This window comes from Amycolatopsis stemonae (assembly GCF_054781455.1).
Map to the genome: position 1 here is coordinate 635,993 of NZ_BAAGUJ010000003.1, position 19,520 is coordinate 655,512.

A 19,520-nucleotide genomic window follows, 5' to 3' on the forward strand; every position below is an offset into this window, starting at 1 on the left:
GATCCGGCCCGAGCAAACCGGGCCCAGAAGCCAGAGCGCACCGGCGCCAGGGCGGCCGCCCGGACCCGGCAGCCCGCCCGGACCGCCCTGCCGCAGCTCGGCCACAAGGCACCGCGTCGGCAGCCGGCAGGCGTCGGTCAGGATGAGTCTTTCCGCGCTTCCGAGTGTCCGAATGCGACACCCGACGGCAGGCACGGACCCGGCTCGGCGAAGTCCGCCGGGGCGAGGCCGAAGCCCGACATGCCCGTGGGGTCCGCGGCCAACGCCAGGCCCAGGAGCTGTTCCGGTGGGAAGCCGTGGTTCAGCACCTTCGTCAGCAGCTGGGCCAGGACGTGGTCCGGCGCCGCTTCCAGGGCGTTCTCCAGGGCCATGCCCGCGAACGTGCCGTCACCGCGCATGTAGGCCGTGTAGCCCAGCAGGGCCGCCGCCTCGGCGCGCTCGGGAGCCGGGAGCTCCTGGACCAGCATCAGCCACAGGCGCTCCGCCTCGCGCGCGGCCGGGGTGTGGGTCGGGACCGCCATCGCCAGGCAGACGTCCCGGATCTCGGGGATCGTCAGGGCGCTCGCCAACTGGACCGCTTCTTCGTCCGTCGGCGGGTCTTCACCGCGCAGCTGACGCTCGAACGCCGCTCGGATCACCGACGCCGCGTCGGACACCGCGGTGGCTTCCGGCCACGGCAACGAGGACTGCGCGGACAGCGCCTCCGCCCGGCGGGCGAGCGCTTCCGGTGACCGCGGGGCCAGCAGCGCCGCCAGCTCGTCGCGGCTGTCGAACGCCACGGTGCCGTCCTCCGTCGCGGCCGCCGCCAGCACCGTCGCGCGCGGGTCCGGCAGTTCGCCGCCGCAGTCTTGGTCCGCGTAACAGCCCCAGGGCGCGCCCTCGGTGATGTTCTCGGCCCACATCGCGTGCAGCACCGGGAGGCCGAGCTCGCCCAGCGCGTCCGCCAGCTCCTCGACGAACCCCGCGTGCGGCGGCGCGCTGCCGGGTCTTCGCCGTCCGCCGACGACCACCAGCGTCACGCCGGTGTGGGGTGCCAGGGCGAACCGTGGCGCGAGCGCCCTGGCCTGCCGGGCCCGGTCTTCGCGGCGGGGGAGGTCGCCGCGCAGGACCAGGCCGATGCGGTTGCCCGCCGGGGCGCGGTGGCCGAGCAGGACGACGGAGTTCTCGGGCCGGAACCCGATCAGGTACGGGAGCGCGGCCAGCAGCTGCGCGGGGCTTCGGAGGTTGACCGGCGGCCGGCCGGTCGGAGTGGCAGTGGTCATGCCTCCACGATGGGGCAGGACGGGGCCGGCCGGGGCGGTGGCGGCAAATCTGTGGATCGTCGGGGCCGATGTGGACGGATCCGGCCGGCGGCCGGCCGGACGGCGGGTTTCTGTCGGTGGGGCGGGCTAGGCTGCCCGGCCCCACCGACCGGCCCGGCTCAGCCGCAGTGCTCGAAACCGCTTTCGTAGGTGTTGCTGCCCACCGAACCGCCCCACTTCACGCAGGTGGCGTCGGCGGTCTTCTTCACCGGCCCGGCGTAGTAGGTGAAGCTGCCCGAGTCGGTCACCCGCGCCGACCCCTGGACCTCGAGGAACGCCGAGACCGGGCTGGCCGTGCCCAGCGACGTCGCCTTGAGCGTGGTCACGCAGTTCGCCTTGGTCGAGGCGTTGTACAGCAGGTACGCCGTGCCCGACGAGTTCGCCAGCGCCTGCTGGTCGACCACGGAGAAGCCGGCGCCGCAGACCTCTTCGGCCGAGTACGGGTTGCCGCCGCAGTTGTTCTTGCTGGTGAAGTCCGTGTGGCCGTAGTAGGGCACGGCGACGCCGTTCAGCTTCGCCTTCTGGACCACGCTGTTCAGCCGCTCTTCGAAGTGCAGGTGCGGCCCGGTGACGCCGCCGGTCGCGCCCGCCTTGCCGATCTCCTTGCCGAGCCCGACGGTCTGCCCGACCGAGACCTCCTGGGCGGACAGGTGCGCGTACCGGGTGCGCCAGCCGCCGCCGTGGTCCAGCTCGATCCACTTGCCGTAGCTCGTGCTGCCCTCGTCGGCCACCCGCGTGACCGTGCCCGACGCCGCGGCGAGCACCGGCATGCCCGTGATGCCCGACTTCTGGAAGTCGACCGAGTACTCGGGGCTGTGGCCGCTGAACGTCGCCGCGGTCACGGTGACCCCGCACTTGAACGGCACCTGGAAGTTCGGCGCGGCCGAGGCCGTCGCCTGGCCGGCGAGGGTGAGGCCGAGCGCGGGCAGCGCCGCGGCGGCGGCGAACACGGCGAGCCGTCGCAACCTGGACATGGGGGAACCTCCTGACGAACGGGACATCTCGACACCGCACAGTGAAGCCCCCGTCGGTACATTTTCCGTACAAGCACCCAGCGGAGGCACCGAGGATGATCAGCAGACGAGCCGGGCTCCCCCAGGTCCAGGACTGGGTGCGCTGGGGGTTCGTCGCGGTGCCGATGTTCGCCGCGATGCCCCGCGCGAACACGCTCGCCTGGATCCTGATCGGCATCACCCTGGTCCTGTCGCTGCCGCTGCTGTGGATCTACGACGTCGGCAGCCGCCGCCTGCTGCCCGTGGCGACCGTCGCCGTGATCGGCGCCGCCGGTGCGCTGTGGGCGGTCGTGCCGAACAGCTTCGCCTCCGTGACGATGTTCGCCACCACCTTCTTCGTGGTGATCCGGCAGCCGGCGGTGCCGATCGTGCTCGCCGTCGCGATCGACCTGGCGGCGATCACCTTCTGGGCCGGCTACCACCACGCCTGGGGCGGCGCCCTGCCGACGTACGCGATCGTCGCCGTGATCGTCCTGCTCGGCCTGAACCGCCGGACCCGGCTGGCCAAGATCGAGCAGACCGAGCTGGCGCTGGCCCGCGCGCAGACCGCCAGCGAGGAGCACGCCCGCGCGGCCGCCCTCGCCGAACGCGCCCGCATCGCCCGCGAGCTGCACGACGTCCTGGCGCATTCGCTGGCCGGGCTCTCGCTGAACCTGCAGGGCGCCCGGCTCATGCTGGTGCGCGACGGGGCGAGCCCGGACGCCGTCGCGCAGATCGAACGGGCGCAGAAGCTGGCGTCGGAAGGCCTCGCCGAGGCCCGGAAAGCCGTCGCCGCGCTGCGCGAAGACGCCGTCCCGGTCGAACGCACGATCGCGGACCTGCTGGCCGCGTACCGGCTCGACAGCGGCGCCCGGGCGGACCTGACCGTCGAGGGCGAGCCGCGCGACCTCGACGCGGCGGTCGGCACCGCCCTGGTCCGCGCGGTCCAGGAAGCGCTGGCGAACACGCGCAAGCACGCGGCGCAGGCCGACGTCGACGTCACGCTGGACTACGGCTCCGGGAGCGTCGCGCTGACCGTGGCCGACCGGCAGGGCAGGCGCCCGCCGGACGCGCCGGCGGCAGGCTACGGTTTGCGCGGGATGAGCGAACGGGTCGCGCTGCTCGACGGGCGCTTCGAGAGCGGGCCGGGGGAGGACGGATGGCGGATTCACCTGACGGTGCCGGCGTGACGTTGCGCGTCGTGCTGGCCGACGACCAGGCGGTCGTCCGGGAAGGCCTGGTCACGCTGCTCGGGCTGCTGCCGGGCGTCGAGGTGGTCGGCGCCGCCGCCGACGGGCTGGCCGCGCTGGACCTCGTCGCCGCGCACCACCCCGACGTCGTGCTGGTCGACCTGCGGATGCCCCGCTGCGACGGGGTCGAGACCACCGAACGGATCCGCGCCGAGCACCCGGGCACCGAGGTCGTCGTGCTCACCACGTACGCCGACGACGAGTCGCTGCTGGCCGCGCTGCGCGCCGGGGCCCGCGGGTTCCTGACGAAGGACGCCGACGCCGAGGCGATCGCCAGGGCCCTGCGCTCGGCCGCCGCCGGGCAGTCCACAGTGGACGGCGAGCTGCAGCGGCGGCTCGTCGACGCCGCCACCCGCAGCACGCCCAAGCGGGTCAAGGAGATCGAAGGCCTGACCGCCCGCGAGATCGAGGTGCTGCGGCTGATCGCGGCGGGGCTGTCGAACACGGAGATCGCGCGCACGCTCGTGGTGAGCGAGGCGACGGTGAAGACCCACGTGAACCACCTGTTCACCAAGGCCGGGCTGCGGGACCGCGCGCAGGCGGTCGCCTTCGCCTACCGGGCGGGCATCGCGGACTAGAGCAGTCGCTGGGTGAACCCCGCCGCGGCCAGCCGGCCGAACGCCCGCGCCACGCCGGCCGGGATCGTCTGCGGGATCGCGAAACCCCGCTCGGCGTACGCGGTGATCCGCTGGGTCTCGCCGACGAGCATGCTGATCACCCGTTCGGCGTCCTCTTCGCCGGTGAGGTGCTCTTCGAACGACACCGCCTTGGACGCGCACACGACGTCGACGCCGGGCCAGCACCGCTTCGCCGTGGCGTAGGCCCGGCGTTGCTGGTACGGCCGCGTCACCAGCGTCACCGACCGGATCGCCCGCCCGGCCAGCAGCCGGCGGGTGAACTCGATGTTCTCCCCCGTGTTGCGCGCCGCGGGCTCGACCAGGATGACGTCGTCGGGGACGCCCAGCTCCAGCGCGATTTCGCGGTAGTGGACCGCTTCGCCGCGCGGGAAGCGCTCGACCGTCGTCGGCGCGTTGGCGCCCGTGAAGACGACGAGCGGGAACCGGCCCGCCCGGAACAGCTCGGCCGTGTGGACGGCGACGCCGGGATCGCGGCTGCCGAGCCCGATCCCGACGTCGGAGCGCCGTGGTGCGTGCCGCAGGTCGTGGTACTCCCACAACGTGCGGACGTCGGCGTCCAGGTGGTCCGGCAGCATCAGCCGAACGCGGCTCGCAGCGCCGGCTTGCCCCCCGTGACCGGGAGCGTCACCGACGTCTTCGTCAGGTCGAGCGCCAGGCCCGCGCCCGGCTTCGGCCGCAGCGTGTAGTCGTGGTCGCTCGAGGCGAGGAGGAACTCCAGCCGGTGGCCCGCCGCGAGGACGTAGTCCTTCGGCATCAGCTCGACGCCGATCTTGTACGTCTTCCCGGGCGTGATCGGTTCGGTGCGGGCGGGCGACGTGCGGTTCTGCGGGTCGGCCCAGCCGCGGCTGATCACGTGGGACGTGCCGTCGGGGGCGCGGTCGAGCAGGATCGCCGAGACGTTCGCCGCGGGCCGGTCGAAGGCCAGCGCCAAGTCGGCGCGCGCGGTCCCGGAGAGACGTACAGCCTGCTTCGCCGCTGAAGTCGCGTACAGCAGGCGGTTGCCCGACGACGCCAGGCCGGCCAGCTGCTCGATCGTCTTCGACGAGTCGTCGGCCAGGGTTTCGACGGCCGCGGTGCCCGGCACCGGGTTGCGCGTGTCGAGGGTGCCCTTCGCCTTGCCGCCCGGCCACGGGTAGACGCGGACGTCGGCCGTCGTCGGCGCCGGCCAGTCCGCTTCGTCGACCCAGGACAGGTCTTCGCGCTGGATCGTCGCCTTCGGCTCGTTCTGGATGCCGTTGTCGATGCCGTAGAGGTAGTGCGACATCCACTTGTTCAGCGTCGTGAGCCAGACGTCGCGCCGCAGCGTGTACGGGTCCGCGTGGCCGGACTGGTGCAGCCAGATCTTGTGCTCGACGCCGTGGGCCTTCAGCGCTTCGTACCACTCGGCGACCTGGTCGGTCTTGACGTTCCAGTCGTTGAGGCCGTGCACCGCGAGCACCGACGCGTGCACCTTCGCGACGTCGTTGCGGTAGTTGCGGACGTCCCAGAAAGGCGTGTAGTCGCCGGTCACGCGGTCTTGGTCGCGGGTGAGGCCGTCGATCACCGGGCGGCAGACCTGCCGGTCGGCGCGGGTGTAGACGTATTCGGCGAGCACGTCGGCGTCCTCGCCCTGGTAGCCGCCGGCCGCGACGACGGCGCCGTCGTTGCGGTAGTACTGGTACCAGCTGGAGATGGCGGCGATCGGCACGATCGTCTCGAGGCCTTCGACGCCGGTGCTCGCGACGGCGTTGGGCAGCGTCCCGTTGTAGGACACGCCCATCATGCCGGTCTTGCCGGTGCTCCAGTCGGCCTTCGCCGCGGCGCCGTTCGCGTCCTTCGCGGCGGTGCGGCCGTTGAGCCAGTCGACGACCGACCGCGCGCCGATCGTCTCGTTGACGTCACCCGTCGTCGGGCAGCCGGTCGAGAGGCCGGTGCCCAGCGATTCGCCGTAGACGACGGCGAATCCGCGCGCGGTGAAGTAGTCCTGGTAGCGCCAGGTGATCGGGGTGGCCGGGCCGACGCCGTGCGCGGCGACGCGCGGGCCTTCCGGGCCGCGGGCGTACCCGGGTGCGTAGAGCTCGACGTCGACGTCGTGGTTCGCGACGTCGTTGCCGCCGGCGTAGTACGGGCTGGCCTGGTAGACGACGGGCACCTTCAGGCCCTGCTGCGTCGCGCGCGGGCGCACGACCTGGGCGTGCACGAGGTCGTCCTGGCCGTCGTGGTCGCTGTCGACGGGCGCGGTGACCCAGACGTCTTCGCGGATGACGTCGGCGGGGTCGAACACCGGCTGGGCCTGGCCGCCGGTGAACACCGGGGCGGGCGGGGCCGCTTCGGCGGTGACCGCCGTGAGTGGCAGGGTCGCCAGGGCGAGGAGCAGGACTGCGGTTCGTGCGGCTTTCATCAAACCCCCAAGCCGGGCGAAGCGGACGACTGTCGAGACTTCCGCTCCGCCCTCGGGAGTGTCAAGCGACTAACGTCGGGGGCATGCCGACCGTGGAAGCGCCGATCGCCGCCGTGACCGTCTACCCGCAGCAGGCCCGGATCACCCGCCGGGGCAAGGCCGCGCTCGACGGCGGGCCCCGCCTGACCTTCGCCGGGCTGCCCCTGGCCCTCGACCCGGCATCGGTGCGCGTCACGGGCACCGGACCCGCGCTGATCGCCGGCGTCGACGTCCGCACCGAACGGCACGCCTCCCCGGCTGACGCGGCGTTGCGCGCGTTGGTGGAGCAGCGGCGCGCGGACCAGGCCACGCTCGACGGCGTCGTGGACGACGAAGCGGCCGAAGCGATGAAGGTCGATCTGCTGACTTCGCTCGCGAAGCGCAGCGGTGGCAGCTTCGCGAAGGCGCTGGCGGCCGGGACCGCCGAGCCGTCGCGCGTCGCGGAGGTGACTGACGCGCTGAGTTCGCGGCTGGCGTCGGCGTTGAAGGCGCGGCGGGTGCTTTCGGACCGGATCACGCGCTTGCGCGAGGACCTCGCGGCTTTGGACCGGCGGATCGAGTCCCACAGCGCTCGGTCCGAAGAGGACAGCACGTCGGTGGTGGTGGAGCTGGAGATCTCGGACACCGCCGGCTCGGCGGAGCTGGAACTGTCCTATGTGGTCCCCGGTGCGAGCTGGGAGCCGGGGTACGACGTCCGCGTGCGCGGCACGGACGTGACGGTGATGTCGTACGGGCTGGTCACCCAGCACACGGGCGAGGACTGGCCGGAGTGCGAGCTGGCATTGTCGACCGCGCGGCCGGCGGTTTCGGTGGTGGTGCCGGAACTTTCGCCGTGGTACCTGGACCGGTTCCTTCCGGCCCCGGCTGCGCCCGCGGCCGCCTACGGCGGGTCCGGCGGCGGCATCCCCGAGGGAGCGCGGGCGAGGGGTTTCGCCGCTTTGGCCGCGGCACCGATGGCCCCGAAGCTGGCCGCGGTGGAGCAGGGCACGACGGCGGTGACGTACCGGCCGTCGCGTCCGGTGGCGGTGCCGTCGGGGGCCCAGGGGCATCGGACGACGTTGGCGCAGCTATCGCTGACGGCTGATCTGGGGTACGTCACGGCACCGGTGCTGGCGGAAGAGGCTTATCTGCGGGCCACGGTGGTGAACACCTCGTCCGTCGCCTTGCGACCGGGTCGGGCTTCGGTGTTCCACGACGCCGAGTTCGTCGGAACCACCGTTTTGGAGGCTTGGGCTCCCGGGGAAGAGCTGGCGCTGGCGCTGGGAGTGGACGACCGGATCCGGGTCGAACGCGAGCTGGTCCGGCGCACGGCTTCGAAGGCGGCGTTGTCGGGACAGCGGCGGCGTGAGGCGGAGTACCGGATTTCGGTCGGCAACCACGGCCCCCGTTCGGCGGTCGTGACGGTGCTGGATCAAGCGCCGGTCTCGCGGGACGACGGGATCACGGTCCGCGATGTGAAGACGTCACCGGAGCCGGTGGAGACGTCGGAGCTGGGCGAGCTGACGTGGAAGCTGACCTTGGCACCGGGCGAGACTGGCGAGGTGAAGCTCTCGTACCGGGTGGACGTGGCGAAGGGCGTGGAACTGTCCGGCTGGCGGGAGTGACACATTGGGCCGATCAGACCTGCAGCCGTAACAGACAAACCCGAGACAACGAGTTCTCCACCGAGTCTTTTGGCACCGCGCCGGGTGACGACTGTGCGCGATCGCGGAGGGGAAACAAGGGTGGGGCCGTTCGCCGGAGTCGCCCGACGATCTCGGCGTCTCGTCGAGCGGTTGTCGGAGCGAGACAGACCGCACCGATTCCTGGAAAGAATTCTGCACGCGTCTCGGACCGCTCGACGTGCCTTGCCGGTCACCTCGGCCTTCATCATGGGGATTTGGGTGAACGCGGCCTCGGATCCTCAAGTTCACGGTCTCACCGATGCACTGGGCAGGGTCTATCGGATCGACGATCGACCGCTGGCGTGGCTGGCGATCGCGACAACGGCTTTCCTAGTGCTGACTCCGATCACCTACTCGGTTCTTCGTCGCCGGGTGGGCACGAAAGACCAGGCTCTCAAGCTGTTCGGCAATCTTTCCGAGCGGGTCGTGTCACCAGAGCTGCAACCGTTCTGCAGGGGACGACTCGCTTGGGGGGACCAGTTGGTCATTCAGAACTGCCCGCGAATCGGTGAAGGGTGGCGTCCCGAAGACATCCTGGTGATCAAGGATGCGTCCGACTTCCGCTGGCGATCCCGCGAGGACGAGAGCAGCTACGAACGTTGGTTGGAAACAGCCGACGAGTTCGTCCGGCGCGGCTACGCGAAGTTTCGGATCATGAGCAACCCTGCTGCTTTCCTGGACGATCCGACACTGGTCGTCCGGGTTCAGCAGACGAAGTTCTCCGAGGCACTGTTCGTGAACCGAGAGCTGTCTTTGATCCGAGCTGTTCGCTTGAAAGCCATCGACGACATAGTCAACGGTCGAGTCGACTACCCCAACACAGCCGTCCTTCACCTCACAGTCGCGACTCGAGATGGCTATCTGCTCCTCACCAGACGAAGCCACAAGGTGGCCTACCACCCAGGGACCTGGTCCTGCAGCATCGAAGAACAACTCAGCTCGGACGATCTCACACAAGGGGAACGCGATGTCACATCACGATGGGTCGAGCGCGCTCTCCACGAAGAACTCGGGCTGACCACTGCAGAAGCCCGGGACAGCGATACTCGATATCTGGGCGTCTTCCTGGAGACCGACATCCTCAACATCGGGCTTGCCGCGCTGACCACCGTCGGCCTGCACCGTGTGGAACTGGAGTCACGCATCCGAGACTGGCCTCGAAGCGACTACGAGTTCGAAGACTGGTCCTTCTTCAGCTGGGACGACTTGGCACGGAACCTCGTGCGCCCGAAAGTGCGGCTCCACCCGTCCTCAGGCCTTCGGATGTTCCTGAGCGGGCTGGTCCACCACGGTGTCCACCGATTCTGTGGACAAGTCGGTCGCGAGCTTCAGCGAACACCAAGCCGGTAAACCGCAGCCTGTGCTCGCCGGCTCCTCCGGCGAGCACAGGACTCAGGCAGTCAGCCCTGGGAGATGTAGGCCTCCAGTTGTTCCTGGCTCTTCTCCAGCTCTTCCATCCGGTTCTTCACCACGTCCCCGATGGAGATGATTCCCGCCAGCCGGCCGTCCGCGAGTACCGGGACGTGGCGGATGCGGCGCTCCGTCATCAGGACCGACAGCTGGTCCACCGAATCGTCCGGGGTGCAGCTCGCCACCAGCGTTGTCATGATCGAGGACACCGGGCCGTCCAGGAGGGCTGGGCCGTGGTCGTTCAAGCGGCGGACCACGTCGCGTTCCGAGACGATCCCCGCGATCGAGCCGTCCGGGGCCACCACCACCATCGCGCCCACGTTCTTCTCGGCCAGGCCGGCCAGCAGCGTGGTCACCGTGGTCTCCGGGGTGACCGTCGCGACCGCCGACCCCTTCTTGCGCAGCAGATCCGCAATCCGCATGGCGATCCTTCCCGTCGGTGAGCTGGATCACCACAGGGTAAGGGCGCCGGGACGTGCGCGAAAGTCCGGCAAACGGGGCGTTTTCGTGGTATTGAAAACGATTCAGCCCAGGCGTTCGGCCAGGCCGTCGAGGGCCAGGCGGATTCCCGTCGCGTAGTCGTCGTCGCCCAGGGCGGCCAGGCAGGACCGCGCCAGCGCCAGCTGCTCGCGGGCCGCCGGCTCGTCGCCCAGCTTGCGGTAGTCCTCACCCAGGTTGAGGTGCAGCGACGGGTAGAACCCCCGCGCGGTCGCCGTGTCGGTCATCGCGCCCGCCGCCGCCAACGCACGCAGATCCCACTCGAGCTCTTCCGCGGGGTCGTCGCAGACGTCGGCCATGTGGTGCGCGAGCGCGACGCGGTGCAGGGGCTCGCCGTCCGGGCCGATCGACGCCCACAACGCCGTGAACGTCGCGTATGCGCCCGCGCGGTCGCCGCCGATGTGCTGCCGCAGGCCGGCGTCGATCGCCACCAGCACGTCGTCGGTCATGCCGCTCCCCCGTCCGCCAGCGCCCGCAGCCGGGCCAGCCCCGGCCCGATCCGCTCGGCCGCGACCGCACCGTAGCCGAACACCAGCCCGTGCCGGCGCTCGCCCACGGCGAAGTCCCCCAGCGAGTACAGCCGGACGCCGGCCCGGCGGGCGCGGCGGACCAGCGGCGACAGGTCCGCCGAGGAAACCGCGCTCACGTGCAGGCCGGCCGAAGACGGCAGCAGCGTCAGGAACGGGAACTCGCCGACGAGCGACGACAGCAGTTCGTGCCGCTCGCGGTAGACCTTCCGCATCCGCCGGACGTGCCGCGCGAAGCCGCCCTCGGCCATGAACGCCGCCAGGGCCGCCTGCTCGACGTTCGGCGCGTGCCAGTCCGTCAGGTACCGCGCCTTCACCAGCGCCGGCACCAAAGACGGCGGAGCGACGAGGAACCCCAGCCGCAGCGCCGGCGAAAGCACCTTCGAGAACGAGCCGACGTACACGACCCGGCCGCGGGAATCCAGGCTGTGCAACGGTTCCAGCGGCCGTCCGGTGTAGCGGAACTCGGTGTCGTAGTCGTCCTCGACGAGCACCGCGTCGTTCCGCTCGGCCCAGTCGAGCAGTTCCAGCCGCCGCTCCAGCGACATCGACAGGCCCAGCGGGTACTGGTGCGACGGCGTCACGTACACCAGCCGCGTCCCCGCCGGGATCGCCCGGACGACGATGCCGTGGGAGTCGACCGGCACCGGCGCCACGCGTACGCCCCGCGCGGCCAGCACCAGCCGCGGCGGCGGGTAGCCGGGGTCCTCGACGGCGGCCAGGTCACCCGGGCGCAGCAGCACCCGCCCGACCAGGTCCGTCGTCTGCTGGGCCCCGGCCGTGACGACGACCTGCGACGCGCTCGCCCGCACGTCCCGCGACACCCCGACGTGCCGCGCGAGCTCCTCGCGCAGCGCAGCGAGCCCCTGTGGATCGCCGTACGTCATCAGGTCCGCCTGGCCCGCCCGCAGCCGTTGCGTGACGAGCCGCCGCCAGGTGTCGAACGGGAACCGCGTCAGGTCCGGGACGCCGGGCCGGAAGTCGAACTCCGGCGCCGGGGCAAACGGCGCGGGCGGGGACGGGACCGCGTCCCACTCCGGCAGCGGACGGACCCCCGAGACCGAGGACGGCGCCGGGCGGGTCAGGGAAGAGGCCCTGACGAACGTGCCCGCGCCGACCCGGCCCTCGAGGAACCCCTCGGCGGTGAGCCGGTCGTAAGCCGCGCTGACCGTCGTCCGGGAGACCACCAGCCGCTGCGCGAGCTCCCGCGTCGGCGGCAGGGCCTCGCCCGGCCGGATCCGGCCGTCCAGGATCGCCGCCCGCAGCTGCCGGTAGATCGCGTCGCGGTGCCCGCGGGTCCCGGCCAGGTCGATGTGCACGTCCACGCCTCCAGATTGGCACACCTGATCTAGGCCGGATTTGGCACTGTTCGTGGTCCGCTCCGCCGCTTAGCGTGCGAAGCATGGATCTCCGCGAACTCGACCGCCGCAGCCTGCTCGTCCTCGACAAGCTCGTCGCCACGACCACGCCCGCCGACCTGGCCCGCCCGACCCCCTGCGCCGGCTGGACCCTGGCCGACCTCCTCCGCCACCAGGTCAGCGAGAACCACGCCTTCGCCACGGCGGCCCGCGCCGGCTCGGCGCCGGACTGGGACGCCGGTGACCTGGGGGACGACGCCCGGGCCGCCTACCAGGCGTCCGTCGACGACTTCCTCGACGCCATGGCCGACGACGCCGTGCTGGACCGGCAGCTCGCCATCAACCACTTCGGCACGTTCCCGGGCACGATCGCCGCGCACATGCACCTGGTCGACACCGTCGCGCACGGCTGGGACCTGGCCCGCACGCTCGGCCTGCCCTACGAGCCGGACGCCGAAGCCGTGCACGCCGCCCTGCAACTGGCCGAGCGCATCCCGGACGAGGGCCGTGAGAAGAACGGCTCGTTCGCGCCCATCGTCCGAACGGAGGCGGACGCGAGCGAACTCGACCGGTTCCTCGCCCTGCTCGGCCGCGACCCGGCCTGGACCGTCAGCTGACGTCGGCGACCGGCGCGCTCCACGTGTCGCACGCCTTCGTCGTCCGGCCGTCGTAGCCGGCCTTCGCCCAGGACAGCTGGTGCGCGCGCGAGCCGTGGGTGTCGCTGTCGTTGGCGCGGCCGTAGTCGGCGACGGCGGCGTTGGCCAGGGAACGGCTGATCGAACCCGAGCCGGCGACGGCTGCCAGGAACAGCGCGCCGAAGCAGTTCGCCTGCAGCTCGATGCGGCGGACGACCTCCTTGTCGGCCGCGCTGTCCTCGTTCGGCGAGGTCATCTTGTCCGCCGCCGCGGACAGGATGCCGCTCTCGCGCTGCACGTGGTGGCCGTACTCGTGGGCGATCGTCGCGATGTGGCGGGCCTTGTTGAGCCCGGCGTCCGAGAGCATCCAGTCGGTCGGGGCGTAGATCGTCGTGTCGCCGCCGCAGTAGTAGGCGACGGCTTCGTTCTCCGTCGGCGCCGCGCCGCACGCGCTGTGCTCGGGCAGCTTCACCGAGACGAAGGCGAGCAGCCTCGGCTCGTTCGCCTTGTCCAGGGCCGGGCGCCAGGACTCCGCCAGGCAGTCGACGAGCCGGTCGTAGTACGCCTTGAGCTGGTCGGCCGCCCGCCCGAGGTCGGGCAGGGCGCAGGTCGCGGGCCCGGGCGTGATGTCGTCGGCGAGCAGCGGGTTGCGGGCCAGCTCCGGCACGGGCTTCACTTCCGAGCCGCCGCTGTAGGCCCGGCCGGTGTCGGCGCCCTGCGCGACGAGCGCGTGGCCGTCGACCCGGTGCGGGATGGTGGCCGCGATCAGCGAGATCGCCAGCACGACGACCAGGACGCCGGCGACGGCACCCCAGAGCCGGCTGCGCGGCGGGGCGATCGGGACGGGTGGCGCGGCGGCCCAGTTCGGGGCCCACGGGTTCGGCTCCGGCGTCCACGCGGGTTCCGGGAGCCGGGCCGCCATCGGCGGCGGTGATGGCAGCCCGGGATCTCCCGGCGGAGCCGGGCCGTCGGTGTCGTTCACGTTCTCCCCCTGCTCAGTGCGACCAGCATACGGACCACCGGAGAGGCCGGGATCACGAAACGAAAACGCCGTCAGGTGGCCGGCGGGACCGTGGGGAGACGAAACTGTCGGCATGAGTGTCGAGGACCCGTACCTGTGGCTGGAAGACGTGACCGGCGATGACGCGCTGAGCTGGGTGCGCGCCCGCAACGACGAGACGCTCGCCGAGCTGACCCGCGGCGCGCGGTTCGCCGAGCTGCGGGACGAGCTGCGCGAGGTGCTCGACGCCGACGACCGGATCCCGTACGTGCGCCGCCGCGGCGAGCTCCTCTACAACTTCTGGCAGGACGCGAGCCACCCCCGCGGCCTGTGGCGGCGGACGACGCTCGAGTCGTACCGGCAGGCCGAGCCCGAGTGGGAACTGCTGCTCGACGTCGACGCGCTGGCCGAGGCCGAGGGCGAAAACTGGGTCTGGCAGGGCGCGACCGTGCTGCGGCCGGACTACCGGCGCGGCCTCGTCGAGCTGTCGCGCGGCGGCGCGGACGCCACGGTCGTGCGCGAGTTCGACCTCGACGCGCACGAGTTCGTCGAAGACGGCTTCACCCTGCCGGAAGCGAAGACGCGGATCGGCTGGATCGACGAGGACCGCGTGTACGTCGGCACCGACTTCGGCGAAGGCTCGCTGACCAGCTCCGGTTACCCGCGGCTGGCCAAGGAGTGGCGCCGCGGCACGCCGATCGAAGAAGCCGTCACGGTGTACGAGGGCAAGCCCGACGACGTCTCGATCGGCGCGTCGCACGACCCGACCGAAGGCTTCGAGCGCGACTTCGTGAGCCGCGCGGTCGACTTCTACCGCTCCGAGCTGTACCTGCGGACGCCCGGGGCGCTGGTCAAGATCGACGTCCCGGACGACGCGAGCGCGTCCGTGCACCGCGAATGGCTGCTGGTCCGGCCGCGGACGGCGTGGGCGGTCGGCGGCACCGAGCACCCGGCGGGGTCGCTGATCGCCATCCGCTTCGACGACTTCATGGGCGGCGAGCGCACCTTCACGACGCTCTTCACGCCCGACGACCACACCTCGCTCGACTACTGGGCCTGGACCCGCCACCACCTGCTGCTCGGCACGCTGCGCGACGTCCGCACGGAGCTGCGCACCCTGACGCCCGGCCCGGACGGCTGGGCGGAGGAGCCCCTGGCGGGCGGCCCGGAGTTCGGCAGCGCGGACATCTTCGACACCGACCCCGACGTCAGCGACGAGTACCTGCTCGACTCGAGCGGCTTCCTCCAGCCGTCGACACTCAGCTACGGCCACGTCGGCGAAGAGGTCGAAGTGCTGAAGCAGGCTCCGGCGTTCTTCGACGCTTCGGGCATGAGCGTCGCGCAGTACTTCGCGACGTCGGAGGACGGCACGAAGATCCCGTACTTCGTCGTCCGGCCGTCCGGCGCCGAAGGCGGGCCGACGCTGCTGACCGGCTACGGCGGCTTCGAGGTCTCGCTGACGCCGTCCTACAGCGGGATGATCGGCCGCGGCTGGCTCGCTCGCGGCGGCACGTACGTCGTCGCGAACATCCGCGGCGGCGCCGAATACGGGCCGAGCTGGCACACCCAGGCGATCAAGGCCGAGCGGCACCGCGTGTACGAGGACTTCGCCGCCGTGGCCGCCGACCTCGTCGAGCGCGGCATCACGACGCCGGAGAAGCTCGGCATCCAGGGCGGCAGCAACGGCGGCCTGCTGATGGGCGTCATGCTGACGCGCTACCCGGAGCGGTTCGGCGCGATCGTCAGCCAGGTGCCGCTGCTGGACATGCGCCGCTACCACCAGCTGCTGGCCGGCGCGTCGTGGATGGCCGAGTACGGCGACCCCGACGAGGCCGCGGAATGGGAGTACATCTCGAAGTACTCGCCGTACCAGAACGTCCACAGTGGACGCAGGTATCCGCCCTCGCTGTTCGTGACCTCGACGCGCGACGACCGCGTGCACCCCGCCCACGCCCGCAAGATGGTGGCGCGCATGCGTGAGCAGGGGCACGACGTCCGCTACCACGAGAACATCGAGGGCGGCCACGGCGCCGCGGCCGACAACGAGCAGCTGGCGTTCAAGTGGGCGCTGGTGTTCGAGTTCCTGTGGGAGCAGCTCACGAAGTAGACGAACCCGGCGAGCACCGCCCCGGACCCGGACGTCTTGGCCGACGTCCTGCTGGCCCCGCTCGCCCCGGAGCTGAACCTGCACCAGCGCGCAGGGCGTGACGCCGGAGCGGATCACGGCGTCGCTGCGAGAACTGGCGAGCCTGCTTTAGACCAGCCCGCGCGGCCTCGCGCGCTTCGGGACGTATCGCGGCTTCGGTTTCGGCTCTTCGCCGCGGATCCGCGCGAGGGCGGCCTCGAAGGCCGTGAGGACGTCCGCGACGAAGACGAGCCGTCCGACGCCCAGGCGGTGCAGTGCCGGGCCGTGGTCGGCGGCGACCGTGACAGCGACGCCGAGCAGCAGGACCCGCCACGCCGCGAACACGGCGGCGCGCGCCGGTTTCGACAAGCCCGCGAAGCCGGTCCGCAGCCGGTGGCAGTGGAAGGGCACGTGCCGTTCCTCGTCGGCGAGGATCCGGGCGGAGACCTGCCTGACCAGCGGGTCGGCGGTGCCGTCGCGCAGGGCGCGGTAGTAGCGCAGGGCGACGACCTCGGCGATGAGCAGCACCATCAGCTCCAGCCGCAGCCCGAGCGCCCGGCGCAACCACACGAACACCGCGTCCGTCCAGTGCGTGGCGATGGTGGGCACGCCGGCCGCGCCCAGCAGCTCGGCGAGCATCCGGGCGTGGTTCTGCTCCTCGGCGACGAAGAGCTTGACGGCGGCGAGGTAGTCGCCACCGCCGGCCTTCGAGATGAGATTGGCGCCGTCCCCGGCTTCGCCGACCTGGAACCGCTGGACGCTCTTCGCGACGTCGGGGTGCAGCCGGGCCCCGCGCGCCCAGGGCGGGTCTTCCCGGCGCCGTCGCCGCTCCGCTTCCGCTTCGAACTCCCGCAACCAGTTCATCGGGTCCGATCCTGCCGCGCGCCTGTGGATTTTCCGGGCGGCTCCGGTGGAGATCCGGTGAAGGTTGACGTGCTAGCTACATAGGATGCTAGCATCCTGTCATGGCGGACAAGGACGTCAAGCAGTTCAACGTGTACCTCCCCGTGGACCTCATCCGGGAGGTCAAGCACCACGCCGTCGACCGCGGGCAATCCCTCTCGGCCCTCGTGACCGAAGCACTGCGCCAGTACCTGGCCAACACCGAAGGAGACCAGCGATGACCATCGAAGCCGTGTACCTCGAGACCCACAACTGGGGCAAGGCGGCCAAGTTCTTCCAGGCCCTCGGGTTCGAGCTCGACTTCGCCACCGACCACAACTCGGGGCTCCTGCGCAACGGCGACGGGCCCTACGTGTTCGTCGCCGAGGTGCCCGAAAGCCGGCCGACCGGGATGAAGATCGTCCTCAAGGGCGAAGAGGTGACCCCCGACGTCGAGGTCGTCTCCCCCTTCGAGGACACGCACTTCGGGACCCGCGAGATGACCGTCCGCGACCCCGACGGGCGGGAGTGGATCCTCCAGGCCAGGCGCTGACGTGCACCGCACCCTGGGCATGCTCGTCGTGATGACCGGCGTGCTCATCGCGGCCGTCGACGGCACCATCGTCGTGCTCGCCCTCCCCGCGATCCAGGCCGACCTGGACATCTCGCTGTCCGCGGTCACCTGGGTGGTCATCGGCTACCTGCTCGTCGTCACCGTGCTCGCGACGCAGCTGGGGCGGCTCGGCGACCTGTTCGGCCGGGTGCGGATGTACCGGACCGGGTTCGCGGTGTTCGTCGGCGGCTCCGTGCTGTGCGCGCTGGCCTGGGACGCGGCGTCGATCATCGGGTTCCGGATCGTCCAGGGCCTCGGCGCGGCGCTGATCGCCGCCAACAGCGGCGCCATCATCTCCGAGCTGTACCCACCGGCCGAGCGCGGCCGCGCCTACGGGTTCAACGCGCTCGGCTACTCGGTCGGCTCGGTGGTCGGCGTGCTGCTCGGCGGCATCATCGTGACGTCGGTGTCGTGGCGCTGGATCTTCTGGATCAACCTGCCGATCGGCGCGGTCGCGCTGGCGCTGGCCGTGCGCTTCCTGCACGACCGCGGCGAGCGGACGCGCCGCCGGCTCGACGTCGCCGGCATGCTCACCCTCGGCCTGGGCCTGTTCGGCGTGTCGTGGGCGATGACGTCGCTGGCCGCGGAACCCCCGCGCTGGACACACCTCGCGTACCTGGCCGGCGGTCTGGTGCTGCTCGGCGTCTTCGTGGTCGTCGAGCTGCGGCACCCGGACCCGACCGTCGACCTGTCGCTCTTCCGGATCCCGGCCGTGGCGCCGTCGCTGCTGGCGTCGCTGCTTCAGGGGCTCGGCAGCTTCGCGGTGCTGTTCCTGGTGATCATGTACCTGCAGGGGCCCCGCGGGCTGAGCCCGATCGACGCGTCGCTGCTGCTCCTGCCGGGGTACGTGCTCGGAGCCGCGGTGGGCCCATGGGCGGGCCGGCTCGCCGACCGCGTCGGGCCGGCACTGCCCGCGACGGCCGGGCTCGGCCTTTCGGTCGTCGCCCTCGTGCTCTTCGCCCGGATGACCACGACGAGCGGGCTGTGGCTGCCCGCGGCCGGCAACGTCGTGATCATGATCGGCGGCAGCTTCTTCTACCCGGCCAACAGCTCCGCGGTGATGAAGGCCTGCCCGCCCGAGCGGCTGGGGATCGCGTCGGGCGTGCTGCGGACGTTCGCGAGCATCGGCATGGTGTTCTCGTTCACCACGGCGATCCTGGTCGCCGCCCAGGCGATCCCGCGCGGCACGGCGTTCGCGATCTTCGTCGGCTCGGCCCGCCTGGACGGTCCACTCGCGACGGTCTTCACCGACGGGCTGAGCACGGCGTTCACCACCCTGACGGTGGTCATGCTCGCCGCGGCGGTCCTGTCCGCGGCCCGCGGCCGGCGTCCCCGAAGGCTGAAAACTCCGCGTTTGTCCGAGGGCGGCCGGGGCGCGAAGCTGGACGCATGACGACCGCCGACGCGTTCCGCGCGCTGCACGAGCGCCCCGAACCCTTCCTGCTGCCGAACCCGTGGGACGCCGGCACGGCCCGGCTGCTCGCCGGCCTCGGCTACGAAGCTCTGGCCACGACGAGCCTCGGCGTGGCCAACGTGGTGGGCCGGACCCGCGCGACCCGGGCGGAGATCCTCGCCAACATCCGCGAGATCGCCGACGCGACGCCGCTGCCGGTGAACGCGGACCTCGAGAACGGCTTCGCCGACGACCCGGCCGAGGCCGCGAAGATGATCGACGCGGCCGCCGAAGCGGGCGCGGTGGGCGCGTCGATCGAGGACCACACGGGTGACCGCGGCTCGCCGATCTACGAGTTCGGCCTGGCGGTCGACCGCGTCCGCGCGGCGGTGGAGACGGCGCGGGCGCGAGGCGTGGTGCTCACGGCGCGCTGCGAGAACCTGTGGCTGGGCATCGACGACCTCGCCGACACGATCAAGCGCCTGCAGGCGTTCGAGGAAGCGGGCGCGGACGTACTGTACGCGCCCGGCCTGCGCACGCTCGCCGAGATGCGCGCGGTGGTGTCGTCGGTGGGCAAGCCGGTGAACGTGGTGATGGGCTTCGCGGACCCGTCGATCACCCTGGAGCAACTGGCGGAGATCGGCGTCCGCCGCATCAGCATCGGCGCGGCGTTGTCCCGCCTGGCGCTGAAGTCCTTCATGGACGGCGCGCGGGAGATGCTGGCGGGGCGGTTCGGCTTCGTCGGCGAGCTGCCGCCGAAGTCCGAGCTGCGGCAGGCGTTCGACTGAGCCGGACGCCTGCCGCAGCCCCGGTCG

Annotated in this window: 19 protein-coding genes; 10 read left to right on the forward strand and 9 right to left on the reverse strand. The window is 71.6% G+C overall.

Annotation, left to right across the window (positions count from 1 at the left end):
- Positions 1-137: 137 nt before the first annotated feature.
- Positions 138-1,262: a DUF4192 domain-containing protein gene (locus tag ACYVLJ_RS14790; RefSeq protein WP_460439006.1), complete on the reverse strand. Its 1,125-nt coding sequence runs from the start codon at positions 1,260-1,262 to the stop codon at positions 138-140.
- A gap of 158 nt (positions 1,263-1,420) precedes the next feature.
- Complete coding sequence (locus tag ACYVLJ_RS14795) at positions 1,421-2,275, reverse strand: M23 family metallopeptidase (protein WP_451973815.1); 855 nt, start codon at positions 2,273-2,275, stop codon at positions 1,421-1,423.
- A 95-nt stretch (positions 2,276-2,370) separates the two neighbouring features.
- On the opposite strand from ACYVLJ_RS14795, the gene ACYVLJ_RS14800 reads away from it, so the two are divergent.
- Both ACYVLJ_RS14800 and ACYVLJ_RS14805 read left to right on the forward strand, forming a co-directional pair.
- Positions 2,371-3,483 (forward strand): sensor histidine kinase, encoded by a 1,113-nt coding sequence (locus ACYVLJ_RS14800; protein WP_460439007.1) that lies wholly within the window; start codon positions 2,371-2,373, stop codon positions 3,481-3,483.
- Positions 3,480-4,121 (forward strand): response regulator, encoded by a 642-nt coding sequence (locus tag ACYVLJ_RS14805; RefSeq protein ID WP_451974301.1) that lies wholly within the window; start codon positions 3,480-3,482, stop codon positions 4,119-4,121. The genes ACYVLJ_RS14800 and ACYVLJ_RS14805 overlap by 4 nt, the downstream gene beginning before the upstream one ends.
- Here the strand turns inward: ACYVLJ_RS14805 and ACYVLJ_RS14810 are convergent.
- Together ACYVLJ_RS14810 and ACYVLJ_RS14815 are read right to left on the reverse strand one after the other, a co-directional pair.
- Positions 4,118-4,756, reverse strand: coding sequence for a YdcF family protein (locus tag ACYVLJ_RS14810; protein ID WP_460439008.1), 639 nt, complete (start codon positions 4,754-4,756; stop codon positions 4,118-4,120). The genes ACYVLJ_RS14805 and ACYVLJ_RS14810 overlap by 4 nt on opposite strands.
- Positions 4,756-6,561, reverse strand: coding sequence for a Xaa-Pro dipeptidyl-peptidase (locus tag ACYVLJ_RS14815; RefSeq protein ID WP_460439009.1), 1,806 nt, complete (start codon positions 6,559-6,561; stop codon positions 4,756-4,758). The genes ACYVLJ_RS14810 and ACYVLJ_RS14815 overlap by 1 nt, the downstream gene beginning before the upstream one ends.
- A gap of 83 nt (positions 6,562-6,644) precedes the next feature.
- Here ACYVLJ_RS14815 and ACYVLJ_RS14820 point away from each other — a divergent pair, with 83 nt between their 5' ends.
- Together ACYVLJ_RS14820 and ACYVLJ_RS14825 are read left to right on the forward strand one after the other, a co-directional pair.
- Entirely contained in the window at positions 6,645-8,204 is a 1,560-nt protein-coding gene (locus ACYVLJ_RS14820; RefSeq protein WP_460439010.1) for a DUF4139 domain-containing protein, read from the forward strand.
- Positions 8,205-8,447: 243 nt separating this feature from the next.
- The gene (locus ACYVLJ_RS14825) at positions 8,448-9,614 is read left to right on the forward strand and encodes a hypothetical protein (protein ID WP_460439011.1); all 1,167 of its coding nucleotides are present in this window, start codon (positions 8,448-8,450) and stop codon (positions 9,612-9,614) included.
- Positions 9,615-9,664: 50 nt separating this feature from the next.
- Here the strand turns inward: ACYVLJ_RS14825 and ACYVLJ_RS14830 are convergent, their stop codons facing one another.
- From ACYVLJ_RS14830 to pdxR, 3 genes are all read right to left on the reverse strand, one after another.
- Positions 9,665-10,096, reverse strand: a complete 432-nt coding sequence (locus ACYVLJ_RS14830; RefSeq protein ID WP_451973825.1) for a CBS domain-containing protein — start codon at positions 10,094-10,096, stop codon at positions 9,665-9,667.
- A gap of 102 nt (positions 10,097-10,198) precedes the next feature.
- Positions 10,199-10,621 (reverse strand): hypothetical protein, encoded by a 423-nt coding sequence (locus tag ACYVLJ_RS14835; RefSeq protein WP_460439012.1) that lies wholly within the window; start codon positions 10,619-10,621, stop codon positions 10,199-10,201.
- The gene (gene pdxR, locus ACYVLJ_RS14840) at positions 10,618-12,024 is read right to left on the reverse strand and encodes a MocR-like pyridoxine biosynthesis transcription factor PdxR (protein WP_460439013.1); all 1,407 of its coding nucleotides are present in this window, start codon (positions 12,022-12,024) and stop codon (positions 10,618-10,620) included. The genes ACYVLJ_RS14835 and pdxR overlap by 4 nt, the downstream gene beginning before the upstream one ends.
- Positions 12,025-12,101: 77 nt before the next feature.
- On the opposite strand from pdxR, the gene ACYVLJ_RS14845 reads away from it, so the two are divergent.
- Positions 12,102-12,674 carry a DinB family protein gene (locus ACYVLJ_RS14845; protein ID WP_460439014.1) on the forward strand — a complete coding sequence of 191 codons (573 nt, stop codon included), beginning with the start codon at positions 12,102-12,104 and terminating at the stop codon, positions 12,672-12,674.
- On the opposite strand, the gene ACYVLJ_RS14850 is transcribed toward ACYVLJ_RS14845, so the two are convergent.
- Positions 12,667-13,614, reverse strand: coding sequence for a neutral zinc metallopeptidase (locus ACYVLJ_RS14850; protein WP_451974303.1), 948 nt, complete (start codon positions 13,612-13,614; stop codon positions 12,667-12,669). The two genes, ACYVLJ_RS14845 and ACYVLJ_RS14850, sit on opposite strands and share 8 nt — an antisense overlap.
- Before the next feature lie 172 nt (positions 13,615-13,786).
- On the opposite strand from ACYVLJ_RS14850, the gene ACYVLJ_RS14855 reads away from it, so the two are divergent.
- Positions 13,787-15,799 carry a prolyl oligopeptidase family serine peptidase gene (locus tag ACYVLJ_RS14855; protein WP_460439015.1) on the forward strand — a complete coding sequence of 671 codons (2,013 nt, stop codon included), beginning with the start codon at positions 13,787-13,789 and terminating at the stop codon, positions 15,797-15,799.
- Positions 15,800-15,946: 147 nt separating this feature from the next.
- On the opposite strand, the gene ACYVLJ_RS14860 is transcribed toward ACYVLJ_RS14855, so the two are convergent.
- Entirely contained in the window at positions 15,947-16,681 is a 735-nt protein-coding gene (locus ACYVLJ_RS14860; RefSeq protein ID WP_460439016.1) for a ferritin-like domain-containing protein, read from the reverse strand.
- Positions 16,682-16,782: 101 nt separating this feature from the next.
- Here ACYVLJ_RS14860 and ACYVLJ_RS14865 point away from each other — a divergent pair, with 101 nt between their 5' ends.
- Genes ACYVLJ_RS14865 through ACYVLJ_RS14880 form a run of 4 tightly spaced genes read left to right on the forward strand, consistent with a single transcriptional unit; the run spans position 16,783 to position 19,493 of the window.
- Positions 16,783-16,941, forward strand: a complete 159-nt coding sequence (locus ACYVLJ_RS14865) for a ribbon-helix-helix domain-containing protein (RefSeq protein WP_451973836.1) — start codon at positions 16,783-16,785, stop codon at positions 16,939-16,941.
- Positions 16,938-17,252 carry a VOC family protein gene (locus ACYVLJ_RS14870; protein ID WP_460439017.1) on the forward strand — a complete coding sequence of 105 codons (315 nt, stop codon included), beginning with the start codon at positions 16,938-16,940 and terminating at the stop codon, positions 17,250-17,252. The genes ACYVLJ_RS14865 and ACYVLJ_RS14870 overlap by 4 nt, the downstream gene beginning before the upstream one ends.
- A gap of 1 nt (position 17,253) precedes the next feature.
- The gene (locus ACYVLJ_RS14875; protein ID WP_460439018.1) at positions 17,254-18,705 is read left to right on the forward strand and encodes an MFS transporter; all 1,452 of its coding nucleotides are present in this window, start codon (positions 17,254-17,256) and stop codon (positions 18,703-18,705) included.
- Positions 18,702-19,493: an isocitrate lyase/PEP mutase family protein gene (locus ACYVLJ_RS14880; protein ID WP_460439019.1), complete on the forward strand. Its 792-nt coding sequence runs from the start codon at positions 18,702-18,704 to the stop codon at positions 19,491-19,493. The genes ACYVLJ_RS14875 and ACYVLJ_RS14880 overlap by 4 nt, the downstream gene beginning before the upstream one ends.
- Positions 19,494-19,520 lie beyond the last annotated feature (27 nt).

Bases quoted from the DNA above. Each gene is read 5' to 3' on its own strand.
- ACYVLJ_RS14800 (WP_460439007.1), top strand. From the start codon at position 2,371: ATGATCAGCAGACGAGCCGGGCTCCCCCAGGTCCAGGACTGGGTGCGC.
- ACYVLJ_RS14790 (WP_460439006.1), bottom strand. From the start codon at position 1,262: ATGACCACTGCCACTCCGACCGGCCGGCCGCCGGTCAACCTCCGAAGC.
- ACYVLJ_RS14820 (WP_460439010.1), top strand. From the start codon at position 6,645: ATGCCGACCGTGGAAGCGCCGATCGCCGCCGTGACCGTCTACCCGCAG.
- ACYVLJ_RS14810 (WP_460439008.1), bottom strand. From the start codon at position 4,756: ATGCTGCCGGACCACCTGGACGCCGACGTCCGCACGTTGTGGGAGTAC.
- ACYVLJ_RS14835 (WP_460439012.1), bottom strand. From the start codon at position 10,621: ATGACCGACGACGTGCTGGTGGCGATCGACGCCGGCCTGCGGCAGCAC.
- ACYVLJ_RS14880 (WP_460439019.1), top strand. From the start codon at position 18,702: ATGACGACCGCCGACGCGTTCCGCGCGCTGCACGAGCGCCCCGAACCC.
- ACYVLJ_RS14865 (WP_451973836.1), top strand. From the start codon at position 16,783: ATGGCGGACAAGGACGTCAAGCAGTTCAACGTGTACCTCCCCGTGGAC.
- ACYVLJ_RS14850 (WP_451974303.1), bottom strand. From the start codon at position 13,614: ATGGCGGCCCGGCTCCCGGAACCCGCGTGGACGCCGGAGCCGAACCCG.
- ACYVLJ_RS14855 (WP_460439015.1), top strand. From the start codon at position 13,787: ATGAGTGTCGAGGACCCGTACCTGTGGCTGGAAGACGTGACCGGCGAT.
- ACYVLJ_RS14870 (WP_460439017.1), top strand. From the start codon at position 16,938: ATGACCATCGAAGCCGTGTACCTCGAGACCCACAACTGGGGCAAGGCG.
- ACYVLJ_RS14830 (WP_451973825.1), bottom strand. From the start codon at position 10,096: ATGCGGATTGCGGATCTGCTGCGCAAGAAGGGGTCGGCGGTCGCGACG.
- ACYVLJ_RS14815 (WP_460439009.1), bottom strand. From the start codon at position 6,561: ATGAAAGCCGCACGAACCGCAGTCCTGCTCCTCGCCCTGGCGACCCTG.
- ACYVLJ_RS14795 (WP_451973815.1), bottom strand. From the start codon at position 2,275: ATGTCCAGGTTGCGACGGCTCGCCGTGTTCGCCGCCGCCGCGGCGCTG.
- ACYVLJ_RS14845 (WP_460439014.1), top strand. From the start codon at position 12,102: ATGGATCTCCGCGAACTCGACCGCCGCAGCCTGCTCGTCCTCGACAAG.
- ACYVLJ_RS14860 (WP_460439016.1), bottom strand. From the start codon at position 16,681: ATGAACTGGTTGCGGGAGTTCGAAGCGGAAGCGGAGCGGCGACGGCGC.